Below are 25,542 nucleotides of genomic sequence, written 5' to 3'. Positions count from 1 at the left end.
CTAATAACTTTGCTGCCGCCTTTCCTGCCATGTGCTGGACAGGCATAATGACGACCATTTTCATGCAGCAGGGTTTTGGGATGTTAAGAAGTAGCCCGTTTGGCTGGACAGCACAGTATATGTTCGGCTTTTACTTTAACTATGGTGTGTATCTGCCGTTCTGGGCCGTCTGGCTGAATTCACTGGGCATACCGGCCGGTGATATCGGTGTGTTGCTGGGGCTGGGCCTGGGGGTGCGCTGCTTTGCCAATATGGTGCTGACGCCCAGGGTACACCAGGTGGAGCACTTGTTGCCTGCGTTGCGCTGGCTGGCGGTACTCAGCTTGATCTGCTGCGTGTCTTTTGTGATGGTCAGCGGCAATCTGGCCGCGCTGACGGCCGTGATTGTGCTGTTTAATATTCTCGTCGGGCCGGTGATCCCGCTGACAGACAGTCTGGCTAATTATTACGCCAAACACGGGCATTTAGACTATGGTCGAACGCGGCTGTGGGGATCGATCGCTTTTATTGTCGGTTCGACCATCGCCGGTATGGCGGCCGCCGAGTTTGGCGCGGCGGTGATCCCCTGGGTCGCGGTTGGCGGGCTGGCTGCTGCCTTGTTCTTGTCGTTGCGCCAGCCAACTGTATTGCCCAGCGAAGCCGACACAGTACGCCAGTCCCGACCTCCGTTACTGGGGATTCTGCGCGATAAACGGGTGATGCGTTTTCTGATCATTGTGGCCCTGCTGCAGGGGAGCCATGCCGCGTATTACAGTTTCAGCGCTATGTACTGGAAAACGATCGGCTACAGCGAAGCGGTGAGCGGCTATTTGTGGAGCTTCAGTGTGATCGCTGAGATTGCGGTGTTTGCACTCAGCAAACGGTTGTTTGCCGGCTGGCGTGTGGCAGCCATGTTCCGGCTGGCGGCGGTGGGTGTCTTGTTGCGCTGGGGACTGACCGCGACCATGACCGAGCTGCCGATGCTGGTGATGACGCAGGCGTTGCATGGCGTGACCTTTGCCGCGGCGCATCTGGCGGCGATTCGTTATATTCAGCATGCGCAAAGCCACCAGATGGTGGCACTGCAGGCGCTCTATAATGCCTTGCCGCTGGGCGCTGTCATGGCGGCGCTGACCACTCTGAGCGGCTGGGGATACGGCTGGTGGGGAGCCGATGTGTTCTGGCTGATGGCCGTGATGGGGCTGCCGGTCTTGCTGATGAAAATTGATGAATCGCCCCAGGCGGAACGCGCGGCAGCGCGCGAAGTGCATTAAGCACAGCAGCCTGCAGGTGAGATGTGACCTGCCGGACGGATACTCACCCGAGAGTGAGGTACACTCGGCCCCAGGCACGGGGCCGAATCAGGGAACATTTTTCAGGGAGATCCTATGGAGCAGGGATGGATAGTCGTGCCGGTATCACTGGCCTATCTTGGGCTATTGTTTTTCATTGCCTGGTACGGCGATAAACATACCGGATGGATGTCCCGCTGGCGCCCCTGGATCTACAGTCTGTCGATTGCGGTCTACTGTACCTCCTGGACGTTTTACGGCACGGTCGGTCAGGCCAGCCGGGATTTGTGGTCGTTTCTGCCGATCTACCTGGCGCCCATTCTGGTCTTCACCTTTGGCTGGCGTATTTTTGCCCGCCTGATCCTGATCGCCAAGCGCGAACATATCACCTCGATTGCCGATTTTATCGCCGCGCGCTATGGCAAATCTCAGGGGCTGGCGGTGCTGGTCACCCTGATTGCCACTGCCGGTATTCTGCCTTATATCGCCCTGCAACTGCGGGGGATCACCATGGGGCTGGCCCAGGTGGCCCCTGATCTGACCCGCAACAGTATGCTCAACGACGGCGATATTGCCTGGCTGGTGACCCTGGCGCTGGCCGCTTTTACTGTGCTGTTCGGCACCCGTCATCTCGATACCACAGAACATCACCGTGGCATGATGATGGCGGTGGCCTTTGAATCCTTGATCAAGCTGGCGGCCTTTCTGGTGGTGGGATTGTTTGTCATGCTGCTGTGGTGGGATGTCCCGGCGCTGGAACTCAGCCAGCTGGATATGTCTGTTTTGCCCTCCATGGATATCAATGCCGGCAGTTTTATTATTCATACCCTGCTGACCATGACAGCGATTATCTGTCTGCCGCGCCAGTTCCATACCACCGTAGTTGAAAATACCCATGCGCCGGATCTGCACCTCGCTCGGCGGGTATTCCCTGTGTACCTGCTGCTGATGGGGATATTTGTGGTGCCACTGGCGCTGGCCGGGAAAGTGCTGCTGCCGGATGTCCCCGCCGATACCTATGTGATCAACCTGCCTTTGCTGCAAGGGGCCGACACCATTGCCTTACTGGCATTTCTGGGCGGCACCTCGGCGGCCAGCGGCATGGTGATTGTCTCGACCATCGCACTGGCGATCATGGCATCCAACGATCTGGTCCTGCCATTGCTGCTGCGCCGGTTGCGGGTCTCGAGCCGAAACCATGCCGCGTTTTCCGGCCTGCTGCTCAATATCCGCCGCGGGCTGATCCTGTTGCTGCTGCTGGCGGCCTGGGGCTTTCATGAAGTGCTGGATGAAATCGAATCGCTGTCGGCGATCGGGCTGTTATCCTTTGCGGCGATTGCCCAGTTCGCACCGGCGTTGCTGGGGGAATTTACTGGCGCGAAGGCAACCGCAACGGTGTCTACGCCGGTATGCTGGGCGGCACCGCGCTGTGGGTGATCACCCTGATGAGCCAGACAGGCATGCTGGCCGGCAGTGCCGACACTAACCTGTTGCTGTGGTTGCTGACGCCGCCTTCCCTGCCGGTACTGAGCGAGTTGACTACGGTGGACTGGGGCATGCTGATCAGTCTGACGACCAACCTGCTGCTATACGTTCTGGTGTCTATGGTGACCCGCTCATCACTGACCGAGCGCCTGCAGGCCGCCACTTTTGTCGGCGCGCCGATGCCGGAGGCCGATGACGCCCGCCTGTACCAGGCCAGGGTGACTGTGTCTGAGCTTGAACTGCTGGCGGCGCGGTTTGTCGGCCGCAAGCGGATGCGTCAGGCTTTCACCCACTTTGCCCAGCAGCACCAGTTTAATTTTCAGCCCCAGCAGCAGGCGCCGGCCAGCCTGATCCGCCATACCGAACGGGTACTGGCGGGGGTGTTTGGGGCCTCTTCGGCCCGTTTAGTACTGACCTCTGCGTTACAGGGGCGCAACATGCAGCTCGAAGAAGTGGCCACCATAGTGGATGAAGCTTCTGAACTGTTTGATTTCAGCCGCGGACTACTGCAAGGCGCCATTGAACACATCAGTCAGGGGATTGCCGTGGTGGATAAACAGCTGCGGCTGGTGGCCTGGAACCAGCGTTATCTGGAACTGTTTTCTTTCCCGCCCGGATTAATTCAGGTCGGGCGGCCGATTGCGGATGTGATCCGCCATAACGCGCGTCTGGGGTTGTGCGGGCCGGGGGATCCTGAAGTCCATGTTGCCAAGCGGGTGAAGCACCTGCAGCACGGAACGGCGCATACCTCTTCCCGGATCCGGCCGGACGGACGGGTGATTGAAGTGCAGGGCAATCCGATGCCGGGCGGTGGTTTTGTCATGAGCTTTACCGATATCACAGCATTTCGTCAGGCAGAGGAAGCGCTCAAAGAAGCCAATGAAAACCTGGAGGCCAGGGTGCGGCAGCGAACCCAAGAGCTGGAGCAGCTGAACCGCCGGCTGGTCTCGGCCACGCAGCATGCCGAGCAGCAGGCCCATTCGAAAAGCCGTTTTCTGGCTGCGGTCAGTCACGATCTGATGCAGCCGCTCAATGCGGCCCGTTTGTTTTCGTCGTCGTTGTCTGAGGTGGCCAAGGATGAGGAAAGCACGAAACTGGCACACCATATTGAGAGCGCGCTGGGAGCGGCCGAGGATCTGATTGGTGATCTGCTCGATGTGTCGCGCCTGGAGGCCGGAAAGCTGCAGGTCAATGTCCATGTGTTTCCGCTCAGCGATGTGTTCAATACGCTCAATGCCGAGTTCAGTGCGCTGGCAAAACAGCAGGGCATAGACTTTGCCGTGGTGGACAGCAAGGCGCTGGTGCACTCGGATCCCAGGTTGCTGCGCCGGGCGCTGCAAAACTTCCTGACCAACGCCTTTCGCTATAACCCGGGCGGCAAAGTGCTGCTCGGGGTGCGGCGGGTTGGCAGCCAGCTCCGGATCGAAGTCTGGGATAACGGCCCCGGCATTCCGCAAGAGAAACAGGCCAATATTTTTGATGAATTCACCCGTATAGACCGCGGACGCGGCGATCATGGTCTCGGCCTCGGGCTGGCCATTGCCCGGGGGATCAGCCGGGTGATGGATCATCCGCTGTCGCTGCGCTCCTGGCTGGGCGAGGGCACAGTGTTCGCACTGTCGGTACGCCGGGGACAGGCGATCCATTTGCCGCAAAGTAAACCGGAGACAGCGCCAGAGCCGCCGTTGCCCTTGTCCGGAACCCGGGTGCTCTGTGTTGATAACGAAAAAGATATTCTGACCGGCATGGACAGTCTGCTCAGCCGCTGGGGCTGTGAGATCCGGCTGGCGGAATCTGTGTCGGCTGCGCTGGCACAGTGTGATGACGGCTGGGTGCCTGATGTCATTTTCAGCGACTATCACCTCACCGAGCTGGAAACCGGCCTGGATGTGCTGATTGAGTGCGAAGCTAAGCTGGGACCGGTGTTCAAAGGCGTGATCATCAGTGCCGACAGGCTGCCGGAAACGCAGCAGACGATCCGCAGCAAAGGCTTTGCCTTTATCAGCAAGCCGGTGAAGCCGCTGAAACTGCGCTCTTTGCTGAACCAGTACGCGCAGGCGAGGATCAGTTAGAGGATACGCTGCGGCATCCTGCGCTCGAAAGTGGCACTGCACCTCAGAAGTGGCGCAGAGAGCGGGCGAAACGCAGCGCTTGCTCTGCGCATAAAAAAACGGAGCCATCATGGCTCCGTCAGGGAGTGGGGTTTCCCCCGTTTTGCTACTGAGTGTTGTTATTCTGTCGGTTGGGTTTAGTGGCTGTGCGCTGCACCCGATCCTTTCGGATAACGGATTGACTCCACCAGCTCCTGGACATCTTCCGGTACTTCTGCGGTGAACTTGTTCACCACAATCGACACCACGAAGTTCACACACATACCCAGGGTACCGATACCTTCAGGGCTGATACCGAACCACCAGTTGTCCGGGGTGCTGGCCGCCGGGTTGATGAACTTGAAGTAGATGATGTAAGCCGCAGTGAACAGGATCCCGCTCAGCATACCGGCGATCGCGCCTTCCTTATTCATCTTCTTGTAGAAGATGCCCATGATAATCGCCGGGAAGAAGGACGAGGCCGCCAGACCGAAGGCGAAAGCCACCACCTGTGCCACAAAGCCCGGTGGGTTTATCCCCAGATAGCCGGCACCGATAATCGCCAGCCCCGCCCCTATCCGGGCCGCCCTCAGCTCCTGTTTATCCGTCATATTGGGTTTGAAGCCTTTTTTGAGCAGGTCATGCGCGACTGAGGTGGAGATGACCAGCAGCAAACCGGCCGCCGTCGACAGTGCTGCCGCCAGACCACCCGCCGCCAGCAGGGCAACCACCCAGTTAGGCAGTTTGGCCAGCTCAGGACTTGCCAGTACGATGATGTCACGGTTGATGTTCATCTCGTTACGCTCATCGCCAGAGTAGAACATTTTGCCGTCGCCATTCTTGTCCTCCCAGCTGACCAGACCGGTTTTCTCCCAGTTGGTCACCCAGCTTGGAGCTTGCTCGGCCGCAACACCCTGCATGTCCGGACCGTTTAAGGTTTCAAACATGTTGATACGGGCAAACGCCGCCACAGCCGGTGCCGTGGTGTACAGGAAGGCAATGAACAGCAGTGCCCAGCCAGCCGAAATACGGGCATCTTTCACGCGAGGTACGGTGAAGAAACGGATGATCACGTGCGGCAGACCTGCCGTACCGACCATCAGAGCCGCGGTGATGAAGAAGACATCCACCATGCTCTTGGAGCCGTCGATGTAGGAGGTGAAGCCCAGTTCGGTACTCAGGCCTTCCAGCTTGTCCATCAGGTAGACATCTGTCCCACTAATGGTCGAACCGAAGCCGATTTGCGGAATCGCGGAACCGGTGACCATAATCGAGGTGAAGATGGCTGGTACCATAAAGGCGAAAATCAGCACGCAGTACTGTGCAACCTGAGTGTAGGTAATGCCTTTCATGCCGCCCATAACCGCATAGAAGAACACGATCGCCATACCGATAATGATACCGACGTTAATGTCGACTTCCAGGAAGCGGGCAAAAACCACGCCCACGCCACGCATTTGTCCTGCTACATAGGTGAAAGAAACAAAGATGGCGCAGAACACAGCGACCATGCGGGCCGTGCGGGAGTAGTAACGGTCGCCGATAAAGTCCGGCACAGTGAACTTGCCGAATTTACGCAGGTAAGGGGCCAGGCACAGTGCCAGCAGCACATAACCGCCGGTCCAGCCCATCAGGTATACGCCGCCGTCATAACCGGCAAACGAAATAATCCCTGCCATAGAAATGAACGAAGCGGCAGACATCCAGTCCGCAGCGGTCGCCATACCGTTCGCGACCGGGTGAACGCCGCCACCGGCGACATAGAACTCGCTGGTTGACCCGGCACGGGACCAGATAGCAATCCCGATATAGAGTGCGAAAGACAGACCCACCAGTATGAAGGTCCAGGTTTGAATATCCATGAGTGACTACTCCCTTAATCCTCGTGAACGTTAAATTTGCGGTCCAGCGCATTCATCTTGTAGACATAGACAAAAATCAATGCAACAAAGATGTAAATGGAACCTTGTTGTGAAAACCAGAAGCCGAGTTTAAAGCCGCCCAGCTGAAACTGATTCAGGGCATCCACAAACAACACACCTGCCCCGTATGACACGAGGAACCAGATGGCAAGCAAAGAACCCATAATGGTCAGGTTCTCCTTCCAGTAGGCTTGCGCTTGCTCCTTGGATTCAAACGCCATGGTCATCTCCTTACTATGGTCAGTCATTTTTCAGTTAAAAAAATGTTACGTGATGACAATAGCAAGCTTATTGAAGACGCACAGTGCAACTTTAGTCGGGCAAAAAACCATCAAATGTTGGCTAAATTTAGAAAGTTAGTGATATGACTCAAGAAAAATGGGATGTTAAATTGCTGTTAAGTTAGCCGAAAGTATAAGGCGGGCTGCAGATAAAGATCAGGCGGTTACCATGGCTTCGTGCCGAATATTCGCGGGGGAAAATAGTGCTGGGTCAGCGTTAAATACTGGCAATGTCGGGGAATTGTTTACATATAGTTTTCTCAATGTCGCTGTATATTAGGGCAAAATACAGGAGCCACCGGTTTTGTCTGCCGGTGGCTGAATCAATCATAATTTTTGGAGGATGAGTGGACGCGATTACCATCAACGGTTTTTTTCTGGTTGGCGCTTTACTGATTGCGTTAAGTGTTCTCCTGAGCCCGGTATCATCCAAGTTAGGCATTCCGATTCTGCTGGTGTTTCTGATCGTCGGCATGATGGCCGGTGAAGACGGCCCGGGCGGGATTTTGTTTGATGATTATTCCGTGGCTTATCTGGTCAGTAACCTGGCCCTGGCCATTATTTTACTTGATGGCGGCATGCGGACCCGGGTGGCCAGTTTTCGGGTCGCTCTATGGCCTTCCGTGGCGCTGGCCACGCTCGGGGTGGCAATCACCACAGCGCTGACCGGGCTGATGGCGATCTGGCTGTTTGATCTTGAACCCTTGCAGGGCATTCTGATTGGGGCGATTGTCGGCTCGACCGATGCCGCCGCGGTGTTTTCCCTGCTCAAAGGACGCAGCCTGAATGAGCGGGTTGGCGCGACACTGGAAATTGAATCGGGCACCAATGATCCGATGGCGGTGTTTCTGACCGTGACCCTGATTGCGGTCCTCAGCAGCCAGGGAACCGAGTTCAGTGCCGGTTTTCTGGCCCTGAGTTTCGTCAAGCAGTTTGGCATTGGCGCGATCGCTGGCCTGTCGGGTGGCTGGCTGTTGTGGCGCCTGATCAATCGCAATCAGCTGCCGGAAGGTTTGTATTCGATCCTGGCGGTCAGCGGCGGATTGATGATCTTTGCCATTTCAAACACCCTGGGCGGCAGCGGTATTTTATCGATTTACCTGGTGGGTTTGCTGCTGGGGAATCGTCCGACACGCTGTCGTCATGCAATTCTCAATGTGCTGGACGGCATGACCTGGCTCAGCCAGATCTGTATGTTCCTGGTGCTGGGCCTGCTGGTCACGCCGTCAAATCTGATTGCGATTGCACTGCCCGGACTGGCTCTGGCGTTCGGGATGATTGTCTTTGCCCGTCCGATCTCGGTCTGGATCAGCCTGCTGCCGTTTCGCAGCTTCACGGCGCGGGAGAAATGGTTCATTTCCTGGGTCGGCCTGCGCGGCGCCGTGCCGATTATTCTGGCGGTCTTTCCGATGATGGCCGGGCTGCCCAATGCCCAGCTGTATTTTAATCTGGCTTTCTTCGTGGTCATGGTCTCGCTGATCCTGCAGGGAGGCAGCCTGACCAAAGCCATGTCGCTGGCGAAAGTCGAACTGCCGCCTCGTCCTGAACCGGTGTCCCGCACCGGGGTAGAAGTGTTTCCCACCAGTGAGTGGGAGCTGTTTGTCTACAAAATGAAAGCGGACAAGTGGTGTATTGGTGAGCCATTGCGTAACTTGTCACTGCCGCTGGGCACCCGGATAGCGGCTGTGTTCCGCGAGCAGCAATTGCTGCACCCTTCGGGCAGTACCCGGCTGGAAGAGGGAGATACCCTGTGCGTGCTGGCGCAGGAGAAAGATCTGGAAGCCCTGAGTCAGTTGTTCAGCGAAGCCCCCGAGAAAGCCGAGCTGGCGCGTTTCTTTGGTGACTTTTTTCTCGATGCCGACGCCAGACTGGCGGACGTGGCGATTGCTTATGGTCTGGAACTGGGTGAAGTCAATCCGGCCATGACGCTCAAGGATCTGGTGACTGAACATCTGGGTACCAATCAGGTACTCGGGGATAACTTTGAATGGAATGGCCTGTATTGGGTGGTGGCGGATATCGCCAACTGGCAGGTCACTAAGGTGGGTTTACGCCTGCCAGAAGACGATCAGGCACAGGATGATGAGTGAGCAATCACTCACTCATCACTGAGTTCATTGAGCAGAATCACCGCCTGAGTGCGGTTTTTGACCCCGAGTTTGCGGAAAATGGCCGTCATGTGTGCCTTGATGGTGGCTTCGGAGACATTGAGTTCATAGGCGATCTGCTTGTTGAGCAGACCATCGGACAGCATGCACAGCACTTTGTATTGTTGCGGTGTCAGGGTGGCGATGCGGGCCGCCAGTGCATCCAGCTCGGGGTTGTCTTCATCATCACCGATACCCGGCGGGAAGTAAGGTTCGCCGTCCAGCACCTGATTCAGGGCGCTGATCAGCTCTCGCATATCGCTGGATTTGGGAATAAAGCCAAAAGCGCCGTGATGACGGACCTGGCGGATGACGGATGCCTCTTCATTGGCAGAGACCACCACGACCGGCAGTTCCGGGTGCTGGGCGCGAAGCTGGATCAGACCGGACATGCCATTGGCACCCGGCATTTTTAAATCCAGCAGCAAGAGATCAACATCCGGCTCTTTATCAAGCAGCTGTAACAGGGTATCGAGAGAATCTGCTTCCAGCAGATTGGCCTTGCTGACCGCCATGTGCACTGACTGAAACAGGGCGTTTCGAAACAGTGGGTGATCATCGGCAATGACTATAGTGTACTGAGCGTCCATGACATTAAGCTTCTTGTTTTTCCTAACGCTAGCATTGCTGAAATGCCAGATCAATTTGTTCACCGCCAAGATACGAACTGGATCCGTTCCCGTACCTATCTTGGGGGTATTTTATCCCGTCAGGGAATAGTTCCCGACTTACTGGCCGATCAGCTGGTTGGCTTTCAGGTGATCGAGAAAAGGCTCAGCTTCAACAAAGCCGGTCAGACGGGCTTTCGGCGCCTGTTCACCATCCGCATGCCAGAAATCCAGGGTCGGCAGGCCCAGCACATTCATTTTTTGCAGTAACTTGATGTCGTCCGGATTTGTGTCAGTGACATCGGCCTGTAACAGCACGAAGCGCTGTAATTCAGGTGCCACGCTGGCGTCATGGAAAGTGTACTTATCAAATTCTTTACAGGCGACACACCAGTCGGCGTAAAAATCCAGCATCACAGGCTTGCCTTCGGCTTTGGCCTGGGCCAGCGCCGTGGTCAGTTCCTCCATACCGGCCACGCGCTGAAAGCTGATCTGCGGCGCGTTCTGTGGTACGGCCTGCGGCTGAGTGCCGGTTAGTCCCTGATAGACAGGCAGCAGAGCGGCGAGCAGGCCGGTGATGGCAATGACACCGACCAGACTGCTGCGCCAGGAATGGCCCATGCCCTGTTTGACATGGTACAGCCAGCCGAAGGCGCCCAGCCCGAAGGCGGACCATAAATACGGCATCAGAGGCGCGGGCAGAATACGTTCCAGCAGGAACAGCGGCACAGCCAGCAGCACCAGGCCGAAGAAAACTTTCACGCTTTCCATCCAGGCCCCCGCTTTGGGCAGCAGGCGGTTGCCGAACAGGGCGACCAGAATCAGCGGGATGCCCATCCCGATTGCCAGTGCATACAGCGCGATGGCACCGGTCAGCAGATCACCGCTCTGGGCCACGTATATCAGGGCGCCAGACAAGGGCGCCGTGGTGCACGGCGAGCAAACCAGTCCGGAGATGGCGCCCATTGCAAATACGCCGCCGAGCTGGCCGCCTTTTTGCTGATTGCTGAGCTGATTGAGCCAGGTCTGCACCCCGGAAGGCAGTTGCAGCGAATAGAGGCCGAACATGGACAGGGCGAGCAGCACAAACAGCACGCTCAGGCCAATCAGGACATACGGGTGCTGCAGGGCAGCCTGAAACTGCATGCCCGCCGAAGCGACCACTAACCCCAGCAGGGTGTAAGTCAGTGCCATGCCCTGGACATAGGTGAAAGCCAGGGTGAATGTGCGCCCGCTGCTGAGCTGGCCGCGGCCCAACACGATACCGGTCAGGATCGGGTACATCGGCAGGACGCAGGGCGTGAACGCCAGTCCGATACCCAGCGCCAGAAACAGCAAAGGCGTCCACCACTGCTGCGCCAGATCGCTGGCCAGTTGATCCTGCTGGCTCAGCGGCGCACTGTTGCTGAGCTGTTGTCCGGCAGAACCCGTCGGGGTCATAGTCGCTGCCGCTGCCTGATTGTCAGTGCTTACTATCAAGTTGGCCTTGAACGGTTCTTGCCCTGCGAAAGGCGCACCAGAGTCAGAGGCTACGGCAAACAGTGGCACTTCGCGGGTTTCGGGCGGATAACAGAAGCCGGCCTTGGCGCAGCCCTGATAGCGAACGGTCAGGGTCGCATTGTCATTGGCCTGTGCAATGGGCACTGTGAGTGCCAGAGATTCAGGGTAGATCTGAACCTCGCCGAAAAACTCATCCTTGTAGGGTGTGCCTGCCGGCAGCCGGATATCGCCGATGCTGGTCCCGTTTGCTACCACGGAGAACTGATGCTGATAGAGGTAGTATCCCGGTTTGACCTGCCAGTCGAGCACCAGTTGATCGTCGCTTTGCGAAAAGTTAAAGGCAAACGCCTGATCAACGGGAACAAAACTGTTCTGACCCGATGAATTGGTCAGCCCGGGCAGAGAAAATTCGGCCCGCAGCGGCAGGCTGAGTATCAGCAGGCTGAAGACAAAGAAACGCGTAATCGGCAAGTGTCGCAGTATAGTCATCGGATTCGGGCTCGTTCAGTCTCGGGTCATCGGCTTGAAGATGGCGTCTTGATGTTGCCAATATACCCCATATGGGGGCAAAGTGTCAGACCCGAGAAATCAGGCTGAGTTTCATTGTCTGTGTTCTCAGGCAATTATAGCTCCCGGCAGGCTTGGCAAAGTGCAGTAACCACGGCTGGTTTGAGTGCTTTAGCCAAGGCCGCGGCAAAAAATCGATGCAGAAAGGTGATCCAGCTAAAAGCCTCTGCTGCTATGGTTGAAAATCAGGGCAATCTCGCCATCATAGGCGGCATCTTTGCGCTATGTGGCTGCAGCTCAGCTGCGGACGGTAGTTTCCTCATGAGTCGCCAGCCTGAATAAGGGGTGTTTGTGTTTCCGGTACTTTTGTTTTTATTTATCCTGGTTCCCATTATCGAGATCGCCCTGTTTGTGCAGGTTGGCGGTGTCATTGGTCTGTGGCCGACTCTGTTGCTTGTTCTGCTGACGGCCGTGGTCGGCGCCTCACTGGTGCGCAGCCAGGGCATTGCGACCCTGATGTCGGTACAGGACAGGCTGAATCAGGGAGAATTGCCCGCTCAGCAAATTGTGGAAGGTGTGATGCTGGCGGTCGCCGGTGTGCTGTTGCTGACACCGGGTTTTATGACAGACGCGATGGGGCTGGTGGTTTTACTGCCCGGACCGCGTGCCGCATTGGCAAAATATCTGATGACCAAAGTAAAAGTGCAGAGTATGCATCAGAGCGGCTTTGGCGGTGGCTTTGGTCCGCAAGGGCCGTTTTCTGGCCGTGACCCTTTCCAGCGCGATCAAAACGGGGATGTGTTTGACGGCGAATATGAGCGCAAAGACAAAGATGAGAAAGAGAAGAAAGACCACTCAGATGATGATGATCAGCACCGGCTACACTGAGTGATTTGTTAGATTATTGATTTAATGAAATAAACGTCATTCCCGCGCAACTGTCAGCGGCAGCTATCGCGATCGTGAAGGCGAGCTGGCTTCCTGTTGGTGCCCTGAGCTGACATGTTGCCGGTGCAGCCTGCGCGCATACCCCAGTGCCGCCAGGCCACACAGCCCGTTGGCCACGGCGATCCCGGTAAATAACCCTTCAGTTCCATTGAGCCAGCTGCCAATCCAGGCTGCCGGCAGCAGCAAGCCGAACAGACGGCTCAGATTCCACAGCAGTGCCTGAACCGACAGATGCATGGCATTCAGCGCATTGATCAATTGCATGCACACGGCCAGCAAGCCATAGCTGGCCGGGACCAGGATCAGGTAATGCCACAGCTGGGTCTGCACCGCTTCATCCTGACTGAACATAAGTGAGATGGGCCAGCTCAGCGGCACCATCATCACAAACACCAGTAACTGAAAGCCCAGGGCAAATTTCATGGCCGTGAACAGGGCATCGAAGGCCCGTCTGGGCTGTTTTGCGCCAAAATTCTGCGCCATGAAAGGCATCAGGGCCGAGCTCAGGGCGAACATGACCAGCATCAGCAGAGACTCCACCCGCATCGCTGCGCCATAGGCGGCGACCGAGGCGGTGCCCTGGCTGGCCAGCAGGACCATCACCAGCGCATTGGATAAAGGCGCCAGGGCGTTGGACAGCCCGGCCGGGGTCCCGATGTGCAGTATCTGTCGCCAGTCAGCAAAGATCAGCCGCAGATCCGGGACCGCCAGCAGCTTTTCGCGCACAATCAGTATCCGTAACGACCAGACGAACGCAACCGCCCAACTGACGCCGCTGGAAATGGCTGCGCCGCGCACACCCAACTCGGGAAAAGGGCCGTAGCCAAAAATCAGCAGGGGATCGAGCACGCCGTTGATCACTCCGGCCAGCATCATGATTTTCGCCGGCGATTTCGCATCGCCTGTGGCCCGGATCGCACTGTTACCGGCCATGGGAATGACCAGCAGCGGGATCGCCAGATACCAGACTTGCATATAGTCACGAATCATCGGCAGCAGGCTGTCTTCGGCGCCTAACAGGCGAAACAGCGGATTGATGGTCAGCAGCCCGGCGATCACAGCAATGATCACTAACAATAGCGCCAGCAGCAGGCCGTGACTGGAGACTCTGGCCGCCGCCTGGCTGCTGCCGCTGCCCAACAGACGGCCAATGCAGGCGGACAAACCGACGCCGACCCCCATGGTAATGGAGTTGAGGGCAAACGTGACCGGGAAGGTGAAACTGACCGCCGCCAGTGCCTGGGTGCCCAGCAGTGAAATGAAGAAAGTATCGACCAGATTAAACATCAGGATAGCGACCATGCCAAACACCATAGGAATGGTCAGACGCCGCAGGACTTCCGGAATCGGATCGGACAGTAAACCGTGTTTATCAGGGCGAACAGTTTGGGTCATAAGGCTCTCTGGTCTGTCTTTGCCAGCACACCCTAATGCAAAGAATGTGATCGGGCAAAAAATCTGGCACAAAAAGTAAAAAAATTAACGTCAGGACTTGGGTTCCAGAAAAATGACCCAACATGTCTAAGTATCAGTTTTCGCGGGATGGAACCAAACACCGTCCTGCATTCTAACAACCCATAGATATTACCAAAATCAGGAGAGACGACCCGATGAATATTCGTCCTTTACATGACCGAGTGATCGTTGAGCGCCAGGAAGTTGAATCAAAATCTGCTGGTGGCATCGTTCTGACTGGTTCTGCTGCAGAAAAATCGACCCGCGGTACAGTGTTGGCTGTAGGCAAGGGCCGCATTCTGGAGAATGGTTCTGTGCAGCCGTTGGACGTGAAGGTTGGCGACAGCGTGATTTTCGCTGAAGGTTATGCCACCAAGTCTGAGAAGATCGACGGTAAAGAAGTTCTCATCATGTCTGAAAATGACATCTTGGCAATCGTTGAATAATCCATTCACTTTGAATTAAGAATTAAGAAAGGAAGATAAACATGGCTGCTAAAGACGTAAAATTCGGTAACGATGCTCGCGTAAAAATGCTGGAAGGTGTCAACGTTCTGGCCGATGCCGTAAAAGTCACCCTGGGCCCGAAAGGCCGTAACGTTGTGCTGGATAAATCATTCGGTGCGCCGGTTATCACGAAAGATGGTGTGTCTGTTGCGCGTGAAATTGAACTGGAAGACAAATTCCAGAACATGGGCGCACAAATGGTGAAAGAAGTCGCTTCTCAGGCCAATGATGCGGCGGGCGACGGTACCACAACAGCCACAGTGCTGGCTCAGGCGATCATCACCGAAGGTTTGAAAGCGGTCGCAGCGGGCATGAACCCGATGGATCTGAAGCGCGGTATCGATAAAGCCGTGATTGCGGCGGTAGAAGAGCTGAAAGCGCTGTCTTCTCCTTGTGCAGACAGCAAAGCGATCGCACAGGTTGGTACGATTTCTGCCAACTCCGATTCTACCGTGGGTAACATCATCGCTGAAGCGATGGAAAAAGTCGGTCGTGACGGCGTGATCACCGTTGAAGAAGGTCAGGCGCTGCATGACGAGCTGGACGTGGTTGAAGGGATGCAGTTCGACCGTGGCTACCTGTCACCTTACTTCATCAACAACCAGGAAGCGGGCAGCGTTGAGCTGGAAAGTCCGTTTATCCTGCTGGTCGACAAGAAAATCTCCAACATCCGTGAACTGCTGCCAACACTGGAAGCGGTTGCGAAAGCCTCTCGCCCACTGCTGATCATCGCAGAAGATGTGGAAGGCGAAGCACTGGCGACGCTGGTAGTAAACAACATGCGTGGCATCGTGAAAGTTGCAGCGGTGAAAGCCCCTGGCTTTGGCGATCGCCGTAAAGCCATGCTGCAGGACATCGCGGTACTGACTGCTGGTACTGTGATTTCTGAAGAAATCGGCATGGAACTGGATAAAGTGACGCTGGAAGATCTGGGTCAGGCCAAGCGTATCTCTATCACCAAAGAAAATACCACCATCATTGATGGTCACGGTGAAGAAGTGGCAATCCAGGGTCGTGTGACTCAGATCCGTCAGCAAATCGAAGACGCAACCTCAGACTACGACAAAGAGAAACTGCAAGAGCGTGTAGCTAAACTGGCTGGCGGTGTTGCTGTGATCAAAGTTGGCGCGGCAACTGAAGTTGAAATGAAAGAGAAGAAAGACCGCGTTGAAGATGCCCTGCACGCAACCCGTGCTGCGGTTGAAGAAGGCGTGGTTGCCGGTGGTGGTGTTGCCCTGATCCGTGCGGCCTCTAAAGTGGCTGGTCTGACTGGCGACAACGAAGAGCAAACGGTCGGTATCCGTGTTGCACTGCGTGCCATGGAAGCGCCTATCCGTCAAATCACCCGTAACGCCGGCGACGAAGAATCTGTTGTGGCGAACGAAGTGAAGAACGGCGAAGGTAACTACGGTTACAACGCGGCCACTGGCGAGTACGGCGACATGCTGGAAATGGGTATCCTGGATCCAACCAAAGTGACGCGCTCTGCGCTGCAGTTCGCTGCTTCTGTTGCGGGTCTGATGATCACCACCGAAGCCATGGTCACTGAGCTGCCTAAAGCTGACGCGCCTGATATGAGCGCGGCCATGGGCGGCATGGGTGGTATGGGCGGCATGATGTAATCAGCCCCGTCACCTGTAATGAATCTGAAAACCCGCCGCAAGGCGGGTTTTTTGTTTCTGGCATCCGCAGGCTTACCTCATGACAGCATATGCGTACACTGTCAGTTTGACTCATGAGAGTGATAGTCAAATCACCCGCCTGTAACCATGCTGACTATCAGCACATGTTTATTATCATCTATGTTGCATATTTGGTATTCAGTTGTATCTTTGCCCTCAGGGTTTGATTAAGACTCAGTGTTTTCAACTGTCACATTTCAGAGGAATCGTTATGTTGAAACACACTTTGGCCTTGTTCATGGCCGGCTGTGTTCTGGGTACCACCAGCAGCCATGCCGGTGATGCCGAGCAAAGCTTTATTGACCAATACCATCTGGATGCTCAGATCCATCAGATCCCGGGCGATCAGATGCTGTCTGACGAGCGTCTCAGTGACATGTTCCGGGCGCAGTCGAGAAGCATGACCATCTGCCGGGGTGACTTCATTCCAGACGGCTATGTCATCACCGGCACCTCAGTGAATTTCGATTGCGGCAGCTGGCAACACAGCGACAATGCCTATATTCTGACCGTAGCACCGAAGAGCGGTGCATTGTTCAACACCTGCGCCGGATATCACAGCCGGGTGTACGACGGCTTTGTGATTATCGCCAACATCTACAATCCGGCCTGTAATTTTGGCTCGGGTAACTCAGTCAACGGCAGTACGCAGGTGTATGCCGATAAGTACAGGCCCAGTTTCACTGTGTGTGCCAACTCGCCGATTCCCGCCAACTACATCCGCGGCAGACACCATTTTTCTACCAGTTGCCGGGTTGGCATTGGTATGGCCAATAATGCCTATGAGATCACCCGCCAGTAACGCTTCCGGTTGCTGTAGTGGCTGCTCAGCCCGGCCTTCTGGTTCGGGCTTTTTGATGCTGGTCACTTTTCTTTTTCTCTTCTCTTTTTTCACTGTTTCATCTCATGGTTAGCACAGGACAGCCCTGTCATGGCTGCTGCGCTGATTTATCTCCTCAGGGTATAGTTGTAATTCTATTTATCAATAAAAGAAACCAGGATGAATTATTAAAGATTTAATTTTTTAGTTCATTGTCAGTACATTTTTGATATGCGATTGATTAATTTAAATTCAGGCCGTTTTCATTCTATTTAATGATAGTGTTTATTTTCTTTTGATCTCCTTTTTCGCTGATATTTCGTTTTGAGCTCAACTTTTCGTCAATGATTTTGTGTTATTCAAGTTGTTGTTTTTGGTTGGTTTTTGTTCTTGATTTATCTATCTTTTAATTTTTTGGTTAATAGCTTTATATTTTTTTCAATTTTATTTTTATCTGCCTTGTCTATGATGAATTCCAACAAGCAACGAGACATTTATGAATCACTTTATTTACTTAAATTAAGGAATGTAACAATGAACAAGGCAATCAAGGTTGGTATTCATCGCATCGAATTTAGCACGACAGAGAATTACCTGACGCTGGAAAAACTGGCCGAAGCCCATCAGATCGACCCTGCGAAATACCTGCATGGTATAGGTCAGTCTAAGATGGCGGTGCCGGCGCCGGATGAAGACACCATCTCCATTGCGGCGAATGCGGCGCAGGCAGTGCTGAACGCTATGACTCCCGAAGCAGTGAAAACCATTTCGACGCTCATTTTTGCCACGGAAACGGGGGTGGACCAGTCCAAGTCGGGTGCCGCTTATCTGATGGGCTTGATTGACATTCATCCTAACTGCCGGGCGTTTGAAGTGAAGCAAGCCTGTTACGGCGGCACGGCCGGCCTGCAGATGGCTTGCGATATGGTGCGCGCCCGTCCGGAAGAATCTGTCCTGGTTGTGGCCTGCGACATTGCCCGCTACCAGCAAAACACGCCGGGTGAGTGCACACAGGGTGCCGGTGCGGTGGCGATGCTGATTACGGCTGACCCGGACATCATTGAGATTGATGCTGAACGTGGCTGTTACAGTGCAGACATCATGGACTTCTGGCGTCCGAACCAGTTCAAACATGCCCTGGTGGACGGCGAGTTGTCGAAAGATGCCTATCTCAATGTGATGACAAGCAGTTATCAAGGCTATCTGGCCAACGGCGGTCAGCCCCTGGATCAGCTCGAATGGCTCTGCTTCCACCAGCCATTCACGAAGATGGCCAAAAAAGCTTTTGAGCACCTCAGCGCCCAGTATCCCGAGCAGATGGCGGGTAAAACCGAGGCCGCTTACAGCATCAGCCAGCAATACGGCCGTGAAATCGGCAATACCTACACCGCCAGCCTCTACATCGGCCTGCTGTCTCTGCTGGATAACGCAGAGCAGGATCTGACGGGGCAGACCATCGGCTTCTTCAGCTACGGCTCAGGCGCAGTCGGTGAATTCTTCTCGGGCACGGTGAATAAGAATTACCGCAACGCCATCAATACCCTGGCGAATCAGCAAAAACTGGCTGCGCGCACCGCACTCAGCTATGACACCTATTGCCAGTATATGTACCAGCTGCGCGATTACGATCAGGCCAATATTCGCTATAACCCGACGTCCGGCTCGAACTTCAGGCTGGCCGCGATTCACGACAACAAGCGTGTCTATGAACGTGTGCTTGAGCCCATGAGCAAAGCGGCTTAAGGCCAAAGCGCGACTTTGAATATCAAACCAATCTCATCAATTGTTTCATAAGGAAGAGTAACATGTGCGGCTTTGTAACGGTTTATAGTGCGAATCCTCTGAATCAGATTCAACCTGCTCAGATTGAGCAGGGTCTGAAATCCATCATTCACCGCGGTCCCGATGAGGGACGGGTCTGGCAGTCCAATGATCAGCGCATGATTATGGGCCATACCCGGCTGAGCATTATCGGTCTGGATAACGGTATTCAGCCGATTCACAGTACCGATGGTGCCCTGCACATTGTGGTGAATGGCGAATTTTATGACTTTGAGAAAATCCGCTATGAGCTGACCCGTCAGGGCTGCAAGTTTGTGACCCAGTCGGACAGCGAAATCGCGCTGCACCTGTATCAGCTGTACGGCACCAAAGGGCTGGAAAAACTGCGGGGTGAGTTTGCTCTGGTGCTGTTTGACCAGCGCCAGAACCTGGTGATTGCGATGCGTGACCGAGCCGGGGTGAAACCTTTGTTCGTGGCCGAAGATCAGGGTCGTTATTATTTTGCCTCTGAAATCAAAGCCATCATTGATTCCGGTGTCCGCGCTGTCTGGGATGAGGCGTCCTATAACACCCGCGCGTTTTACCTCAAGAATAATACCCTGTTCCAGAATGTGCAGTCGGTGCCGGCCGGGCACATGATGACCCTGACGCCGTCCGGGGTGACCCAGCAATGCTACTGGGATATCGACTACCCGGATGCGGACACGCTCAATGCCAGCACCCTGTCTGATGCCGATGCCATTCAGCAGGTGCACGATGCCATTGAAGAGTCGGTGAAGCTGCGCCTGAGAGCGGATGTTCCGATTGGCGTATACCTGAGCGGCGGGGTGGATTCCTCGGCCATTCTGGGGATGGCGACGCAGCTGGCGGGCAAGCCGTTTGATGCCTATAACCTGTCGTTTGGTGAAATGGAAGATTACGACGAAAACCGGTTTGCCCGCCTGGCGGCGGAGAAGAACGGTGCCCGCTTCCATACGGTGCCTGTAACGCAAAAAGATCTGGCCGACAATTTTGAAAAAGCCGTCTGGCATAACGAGACTCCGTTTTTTAATGCCCACGGCGTGGCGAAATATATCCTCAGCGGCATCGTGCAGGATGCCGGGAACAAAGTGGTGCTGACCGGGGAAGGGGCGGACGAAGTCTTTGGCGGCTACCCGCACTTCAAGCGCGATATGGCGCTGTTTAACACCCAGGGCCAGAACCCGGACGATGTTCAGGCCATCTTACAGAAAATGAAGGCCAATCAGGCGGGCTATACCCAGCAAGGGATGCCGGCGGATGTTGCGTGGCTGACGCAGCAGCTGGGGCACGGCGTCTCCTGGCTGGATAATCAGGCGGGCTGGTTCAAAGAGCTGCAGAACGTCTATGCCGACAGCCAGATTGAGCGGTTTGGTGATGTCGAACCCTACCGTATCTTCTTCAACCAGCTTGATCACCGCAAGCTGGCCGGGATCGACCCGGTGCACCGCTCTATGTATCTGTGGGCCAAGTCTTTCCTGCCGAACTTTGTGCTGACCACCCTGGGTGACCGGATGGAAATGGCCCACAGTGTCGAAGGGCGTGTGCCTCTGCTGGACCACCGGGTGATGGAGCTGGCGGCGAAATTGCCTGTGCACCTGAAAGTGCGCGGGAATACCGAAAAATTTGTGTTTCGTGAGGCCATGAAACCTTACCTGCCTGAAGAACTGTACAAGCGCAAAAAGCATTACTTCCGTGCCCCGCCTTCCACACTGATGCAGCAGGGACCACTGTTTGAACTGGTGAACGACACCCTGAACTCGTCCAGCCTGGATGCACTGCCTTTCTTCGACAGCAAGAAAGTCCGCCGCCTGCTGGCAGAGATGCCGAAAATGTCCCCTCAGCGTCTGGCACTGCTCGACCCGATGCTGATGGAGCTGACCAGCCTGTGCATTTTGCAGCGTAAGTTCAACCTGGCATCGACACCGTCTGTGTATAAGGAAGCGGCATAATGAAGATCGGAATTGTTGGCGCAGGATTGAACGGACTGGCCTGCGCGCTGCTGCTGAAAAAGTTCGGTCATGAGGTCACTGTGTTTGAGCGCAGCGAACAACCGCGAGATTCCGGCACAGGGATTTATGTCTGGCCGCAAGGGGTGCAGATCCTGCGTTTCATTCTCAATGACAACAGCTTTCTCAATGAAGGACAGCCGATAGATTCGCTGGTGACCCTGGATCGCCACGGCAAAGAAGTGCACCGCCAGCTGGTTCAAATGCCGGGGCATGATTTTCCGGCACCGGCTGTGATGTTTGAGCGCCAGCGTCTGTTCAATCTGCTCAAACAGGAGCTGGGCCCGGACGACATCCGCTACGGGGCAGCTTGTACCCAAGTGATCAACACTCGCGAAGAGGCAAAAATTGAAATCAACCACAGTGAGTATGCCTCTTTCGATTTGGTTGTCGGCACCGATGGCATCTCATCCAAGGTGAGGGAATATGTCTGCGACAGCCAGCCGCATTACACCGGGGTGATCGCTTCCCGGGGTGTGACCTGCTTTGACTGCGACATTCTGGAAGAGAATGCGTGCCAGATTTTCGCCCATGATCAGGCCCGGCTGGTGACTTACCCGCTCGATAACAGCACCCGTTTCCGTTACTGGTTCGTGGCGTACCAGCACGACCAGAACCAGCCCACGCTGGACAGAAGCGAGATGGCGCAGCGCCTGGAAGGACTGCCGGCGCCGCTGCTGGAGATGATCGAAAACACGCGGGAAGACAACATCCTGACCCTGCCGCTCAACGCCATCACACCGGGTCACCAATGGTACAACGGCCGTTGTGTGCTGCTGGGTGACAGTATTCACGGCATGTTACCGACCCTGGGTTACGGGCTGACCCTGGGGCTGGAAAACTGCTTCATGCTGGCTCAGGCACTGAACGGCAGCTGTTTTGATGACATTCAACCGGCACTCAAGCGCTACCAGACCCGGGTGGCACAGCGTTCCTGCCAGTTAATCGAGGTGATGGAGCAACTGACAGATTTGTTTTATTTCCAGAAAGAAACCGTGCAAAAACAGCAGCGTCTCGGCGAGGTGATGGGACGCTTTCACGAACTGGCCCGAACAACGGCATTTTAACATGATGATGAATCAATCTTTTGTCACTGAACTCAACCGCTTTGCGGACCAAGACATCAAGCCGTTTATCGGGCAATGGGAAGCAGCAGGCGAGTACCCGCAGGCGTTGCACAGTATGGCGGGCAACGAAGGGATCTTGCGGTTAGGCCATCACGACAGAGACCGCCTGTTTCGCGATACCGACAGTGCCGTGGCGCTGGTGGAAACCCTGACCGCCAGCGGCAGCCAGGGCCTGGCCATGGGGCTGGCGTCCTATCTGGTGAGCTTAAGTGCGCTGCACCAGCATAACGATGGCCGGTTTGATGCCGTGATTGAACAGGTCCTTGACGGCGATGCCACCATTTCGCTGGCGATTACCGAGCCTCAGGCCGGGTCGGATATTGCTGCGATCACCACGCAGGCGCTGCCGTCAGCGCATTCGGATGCATTCCTGCTGACGGGAGAGAAAAGCTATATCTGTGGCGGTCTGCATGCGAACTACTTTGTGGTGCTGGCAAAGTACGGCGATCGTGAAACCGGCCAGCAGGAAATGGGGCTGTTTCTGGTCGACAGAGAGCCCGGGACTGTGTCCGGAACACGTATTCCCACGCTGGGCTGGCAGTGCCTGGATGTGTCGACCGTCAGGCTGGAGATGGCCAGAGGACGGCTGATCGCCGGCAGTCAGGCCTGCTTCGGCACGCTGAAGATGATGCTGAAAAAGGAGCGGGTCAATCTGGCCGTGATGGCACACAGCGATGCCAGAAGCCTGCTGGACGACAGCCTGATTTTTGCCCACAAACGCCAGGTGCACGGCGCGCCGCTGCATAACAAGCAGGCCATATTGCACCATCTGGCTGACATGCAACTGCAGATTTCAGCCACCGGCGCTCTGGTTGCACAAAGTGTGGCTGCGCTGAAAGCAGGGCTTCTGACCGATGAGGCCGCCTGTGTCACCAAGGTCAATGCCACCCGCGCTCTGGATCAGGTGTCCAGCCTGGCCGTGCAGATCTTCGGTGCCCGGGGCTGTGAAAAGGGGTATCTGCCGGAACGGGTCTTTCGCGACGCCAAAATCCTCTCGCTGGGCGGCGGCACCACGGAAGTGTTACAGAACATCATCGGTAAATCATTGATCCATTCTCTGACGAAATAGGAAGAACCATGACTTATTCTGCACAATCGGCGCCATTGAGTGCCTATTCTCAGCTGTTGACTGAAGCGTTAATTAATCATAACTACCAGCAGTTCTGCGGCATAGAGGTGGTCGAACAGACCCCGGAGTACTGCAAAACGCGGCTGACGGTGACGGAACAGATAGATAACCTGAGCCAGACCCTGCACGGCGGGGTGATCTACTCCATGATGGATGTCACCAGCATGCTGGCGACCATCGCCACTCTGGAGGACGGCGAGTACGCCATCACCAATAATTTTTCGGCCAATCTCATGTCAGCGACACAGCGCGGTGAAACGGTCGAGTTTGAAGCCCGCATTACCCGCAATGGCCGCAACCTGCTGTTCAGCCAATGCGAGGCTTACAAAGTGAACGCATCCGGCGCGCGCAGTTTGATAGCTACGGCTCAGCTCAGTAAGTTCAAGCGTCGCCAGGCGCTGAATACGACAGCAGAGGTGGCGGCATGAAGCAGGGCATCAGATCTCTCAGTATGATGATAGGCGGGTTGGCGCTGTGTTTCAGTGCCGGCACTGCCACCGCCCAGTCGGCCCCCTCAAATCGCCTTCCATTGGCGTGATCCAGCTGATCGACCCGCTGGACAGGCCGAAAGACGGTTTTTGTCTGGATGTGATTGGCTACAGCCCCTATGAGCGGCTGGATCTGCCCCTGATTGCCCATAACTGCAAAAACGGCTTATTCAGGGATCAGGCGATGTCGTTGCTCAAAAGCGGTGAAATTTTTCTGCCGGCCTATCAAAAGTGCCTCACGGCTATTGCGCCCCATACTCAGGCGCTGCCGGGCACTGCACTGATGGCGCGAGATTGCGGCGAACATTCCGACTTCTTGCAGGCGCAGCCTTTGCAGAAATTTCAGTGGAGCAGCGAAGGGGAGATCCGGCTGACAGGCTCAGAGCTGTGTCTCGCGGTGGGAGAGCGATCCGATCAGACGTCCTCTCCGCTGCATCGCTGGCGGGCACTGTCGCTGCAGTCCTGTCAGCTCAAAGACACCCGGCTGGCCCGCTGGCAGTTTATCGACAAATCATGAGGCGGCTCCCCCCGGTTGTTGCTTGTCTGATTTTCTATCTTTCTTTTTATCTGATTTCCTTCCTCCGGGCTGGCCTTGCAGCCAGTTGCTGCGTCAGCCCGACCGCGTCTTTTGTCCGACATATTCTGCCGCCACAATGCCCGCCTGAATGGCCGCCATTCAAATAGGGACGGTTACAAGTCCGTCTGACCGCTTGTTCGCTTGTTCCTGTCCGCTTGTCCGTTGGGCATTTTGGCTGTTTGCCGGGAACGCGCGGGTCACCGAGCTGAATCGGCCTGATTGCCCGGCGGCTGAGCACTGCTTTTTTCAGCCTACAAGCCGGGTAAGCACTTTTTTAGCTTTCTTTTCGCGCTCATTACGATCCGTATTGATTTTATATTTATTTAAAAATCAATCACTTATGGTGTTGTTTGAATTAATTCGATACCAATGCGCCACTCTTTTCAATTTTTTTATCAGGCGGGGGCTCCTACTATCAGTCTCGAGGTTCACGAACAGCAAGCAATGCCTGGCCAGGCTTTAGAGAAGAATTAGCAAATTAACCGAAAAGGAAACCAAGCTATGTCTAAAGTAACGATTGAATTTTTTCATGATGCCGTCTGCGGCTGGTGTTATGTCCTGAGCCCACGGCTGCGCAAGCTGGTTGAACGTGCCGATGTCGAAGTCAAACAGCGCTGCTTTGTTCTGCAACGCAATGATGAGGAAATGGTCCAGCGCTTTGGCTCTCTGGCGGCAGCCAAGTCCGAAATTCTCAACCACTGGGTTGCCTGCCAGCAAAGAGCAGATGATCCGACCCGCTTTAATATTGAAGGCATGCGCGCTCAGCCATTTTCCTACCCGAGCGGTTATCTGGCGGCACTGGGTGCCAAAGCAGCCGAGTTGCTTGGTAATTCCGACACCCACTGGGATTACTTCGATGAAATTCAGCGCCTGCACCTGAAAGTGAACGACAACATTGGCGATCGTGACGTCATCATCGCCGCTGCAGGCAATATCGGCCTGGATACGGCAGCCTTTACCCAGGCGCTGGACAGCGATGAAGTCCGCCAGGCGGTAGAAGCCGATCTCAAACGGGCCAGAGAGTTTAACCTGCGCAGTATTCCAAGCCTGATTATCAACGGCGAGCATGTGGTGACCGACACCCTGACCAACGAACAAATCGAGCAGCTGTTTTTGCAATAACCTGAGATGCCGTCCGGATAACCGGAAAACATGACAAATTTCTGATTACATTGAAGTGAGATAAGACA

At 55.3% G+C, this 25,542-nt stretch carries 18 protein-coding genes and 1 pseudogene; 14 read left to right on the top strand and 5 right to left on the bottom strand.

What is annotated here, in order from left to right:
* Positions 1–80 precede the first annotated feature (80 nt).
* Both P4S53_RS08180 and P4S53_RS08175 read left to right on the top strand, forming a co-directional pair.
* A complete protein-coding gene (locus P4S53_RS08180) occupies positions 81–1,253 on the top strand; it encodes a 3-phenylpropionate MFS transporter (protein ID WP_337112327.1) in 1,173 nt (390 codons plus the stop codon).
* Between the two features lie 114 nt (positions 1,254–1,367).
* Positions 1,368–4,828, top strand: a pseudogene (locus tag P4S53_RS08175) (PAS domain-containing hybrid sensor histidine kinase/response regulator).
* Positions 4,829–5,004: 176 nt separating this feature from the next.
* On the opposite strand, the gene P4S53_RS08170 reads toward P4S53_RS08175, so the two are convergent.
* The gene (locus P4S53_RS08170; protein ID WP_337112291.1) at positions 5,005–6,708 is read right to left on the bottom strand and encodes a sodium:solute symporter family protein; all 1,704 of its coding nucleotides are present in this window, start codon (positions 6,706–6,708) and stop codon (positions 5,005–5,007) included.
* A gap of 14 nt (positions 6,709–6,722) precedes the next feature.
* On the bottom strand, positions 6,723–6,989 hold the full coding sequence (locus P4S53_RS08165; protein ID WP_046222165.1) for a DUF4212 domain-containing protein: 267 nt from the start codon (positions 6,987–6,989) through the stop codon (positions 6,723–6,725).
* 407 nt (positions 6,990–7,396) lie between these two features.
* Between P4S53_RS08165 and P4S53_RS08160 the strand changes: the two genes are divergently transcribed.
* Complete coding sequence (locus P4S53_RS08160; protein WP_337112290.1) at positions 7,397–9,139, top strand: potassium/proton antiporter; 1,743 nt, start codon at positions 7,397–7,399, stop codon at positions 9,137–9,139.
* 8 nt (positions 9,140–9,147) lie between these two features.
* Here P4S53_RS08160 and P4S53_RS08155 read toward each other — a convergent pair whose 3' ends face one another.
* The gene (locus P4S53_RS08155) at positions 9,148–9,786 is read right to left on the bottom strand and encodes a response regulator transcription factor (RefSeq protein ID WP_337112289.1); all 639 of its coding nucleotides are present in this window, start codon (positions 9,784–9,786) and stop codon (positions 9,148–9,150) included.
* Positions 9,787–9,924: 138 nt separating this feature from the next.
* On the bottom strand, positions 9,925–11,793 hold the full coding sequence (locus P4S53_RS08150) for a protein-disulfide reductase DsbD (RefSeq protein WP_337112288.1): 1,869 nt from the start codon (positions 11,791–11,793) through the stop codon (positions 9,925–9,927).
* A gap of 369 nt (positions 11,794–12,162) precedes the next feature.
* Here P4S53_RS08150 and P4S53_RS08145 point away from each other — a divergent pair, with 369 nt between their 5' ends.
* On the top strand, positions 12,163–12,699 hold the full coding sequence (locus tag P4S53_RS08145) for an FxsA family protein (protein WP_337112287.1): 537 nt from the start codon (positions 12,163–12,165) through the stop codon (positions 12,697–12,699).
* 63 nt (positions 12,700–12,762) lie between these two features.
* On the opposite strand, the gene P4S53_RS08140 is transcribed toward P4S53_RS08145, so the two are convergent.
* Positions 12,763–14,154 (bottom strand): MATE family efflux transporter, encoded by a 1,392-nt coding sequence (locus tag P4S53_RS08140; protein WP_337112286.1) that lies wholly within the window; start codon positions 14,152–14,154, stop codon positions 12,763–12,765.
* A 215-nt stretch (positions 14,155–14,369) separates the two neighbouring features.
* On the opposite strand from P4S53_RS08140, the gene P4S53_RS08135 reads away from it, so the two are divergent.
* The 10 genes from P4S53_RS08135 to P4S53_RS08090 all read left to right on the top strand — a co-directional run bounded on the left by P4S53_RS08135 (position 14,370) and on the right by P4S53_RS08090 (position 25,474).
* Entirely contained in the window at positions 14,370–14,660 is a 291-nt protein-coding gene (locus P4S53_RS08135) for a co-chaperone GroES (RefSeq protein ID WP_027254091.1), read from the top strand.
* 41 nt (positions 14,661–14,701) lie between these two features.
* Positions 14,702–16,342: a chaperonin GroEL gene (gene groL, locus P4S53_RS08130; RefSeq protein ID WP_337112285.1), complete on the top strand. Its 1,641-nt coding sequence runs from the start codon at positions 14,702–14,704 to the stop codon at positions 16,340–16,342.
* 271 nt (positions 16,343–16,613) lie between these two features.
* Positions 16,614–17,204, top strand: coding sequence for a hypothetical protein (locus tag P4S53_RS08125; protein ID WP_337112284.1), 591 nt, complete (start codon positions 16,614–16,616; stop codon positions 17,202–17,204).
* Between the two features lie 552 nt (positions 17,205–17,756).
* The gene (locus P4S53_RS08120) at positions 17,757–18,965 is read left to right on the top strand and encodes a hydroxymethylglutaryl-CoA synthase (protein WP_337112283.1); all 1,209 of its coding nucleotides are present in this window, start codon (positions 17,757–17,759) and stop codon (positions 18,963–18,965) included.
* A gap of 62 nt (positions 18,966–19,027) precedes the next feature.
* Positions 19,028–20,974 carry an asparagine synthase (glutamine-hydrolyzing) gene (asnB, locus tag P4S53_RS08115; RefSeq protein ID WP_337112282.1) on the top strand — a complete coding sequence of 649 codons (1,947 nt, stop codon included), beginning with the start codon at positions 19,028–19,030 and terminating at the stop codon, positions 20,972–20,974.
* Positions 20,974–22,098, top strand: a complete 1,125-nt coding sequence (locus P4S53_RS08110; protein WP_337112281.1) for an FAD-dependent oxidoreductase — start codon at positions 20,974–20,976, stop codon at positions 22,096–22,098. Before asnB ends, P4S53_RS08110 begins: the two co-directional genes overlap by 1 nt.
* Before the next feature lies 1 nt (position 22,099).
* Positions 22,100–23,227 (top strand): acyl-CoA dehydrogenase family protein, encoded by a 1,128-nt coding sequence (locus P4S53_RS08105; RefSeq protein ID WP_337112280.1) that lies wholly within the window; start codon positions 22,100–22,102, stop codon positions 23,225–23,227.
* An 8-nt stretch (positions 23,228–23,235) separates the two neighbouring features.
* Positions 23,236–23,715, top strand: coding sequence for a PaaI family thioesterase (locus tag P4S53_RS08100; RefSeq protein WP_337112279.1), 480 nt, complete (start codon positions 23,236–23,238; stop codon positions 23,713–23,715).
* Positions 23,716–23,761: 46 nt separating this feature from the next.
* Positions 23,762–24,292, top strand: a complete 531-nt coding sequence (locus P4S53_RS08095; RefSeq protein ID WP_337112278.1) for a ricin-type beta-trefoil lectin domain protein — start codon at positions 23,762–23,764, stop codon at positions 24,290–24,292.
* Between the two features lie 561 nt (positions 24,293–24,853).
* On the top strand, positions 24,854–25,474 hold the full coding sequence (locus tag P4S53_RS08090; RefSeq protein ID WP_337112277.1) for a DsbA family oxidoreductase: 621 nt from the start codon (positions 24,854–24,856) through the stop codon (positions 25,472–25,474).
* Positions 25,475–25,542 lie beyond the last annotated feature (68 nt).

The organism is Photobacterium sp. Hal280 (assembly GCF_037162255.1).
Lineage (GTDB): Bacteria > Pseudomonadota > Gammaproteobacteria > Enterobacterales > Vibrionaceae > Photobacterium.
The sequence above is the reverse complement of the archived record's forward strand: the minus strand, read 5'-3'. Positions and strand labels throughout refer to the sequence as shown.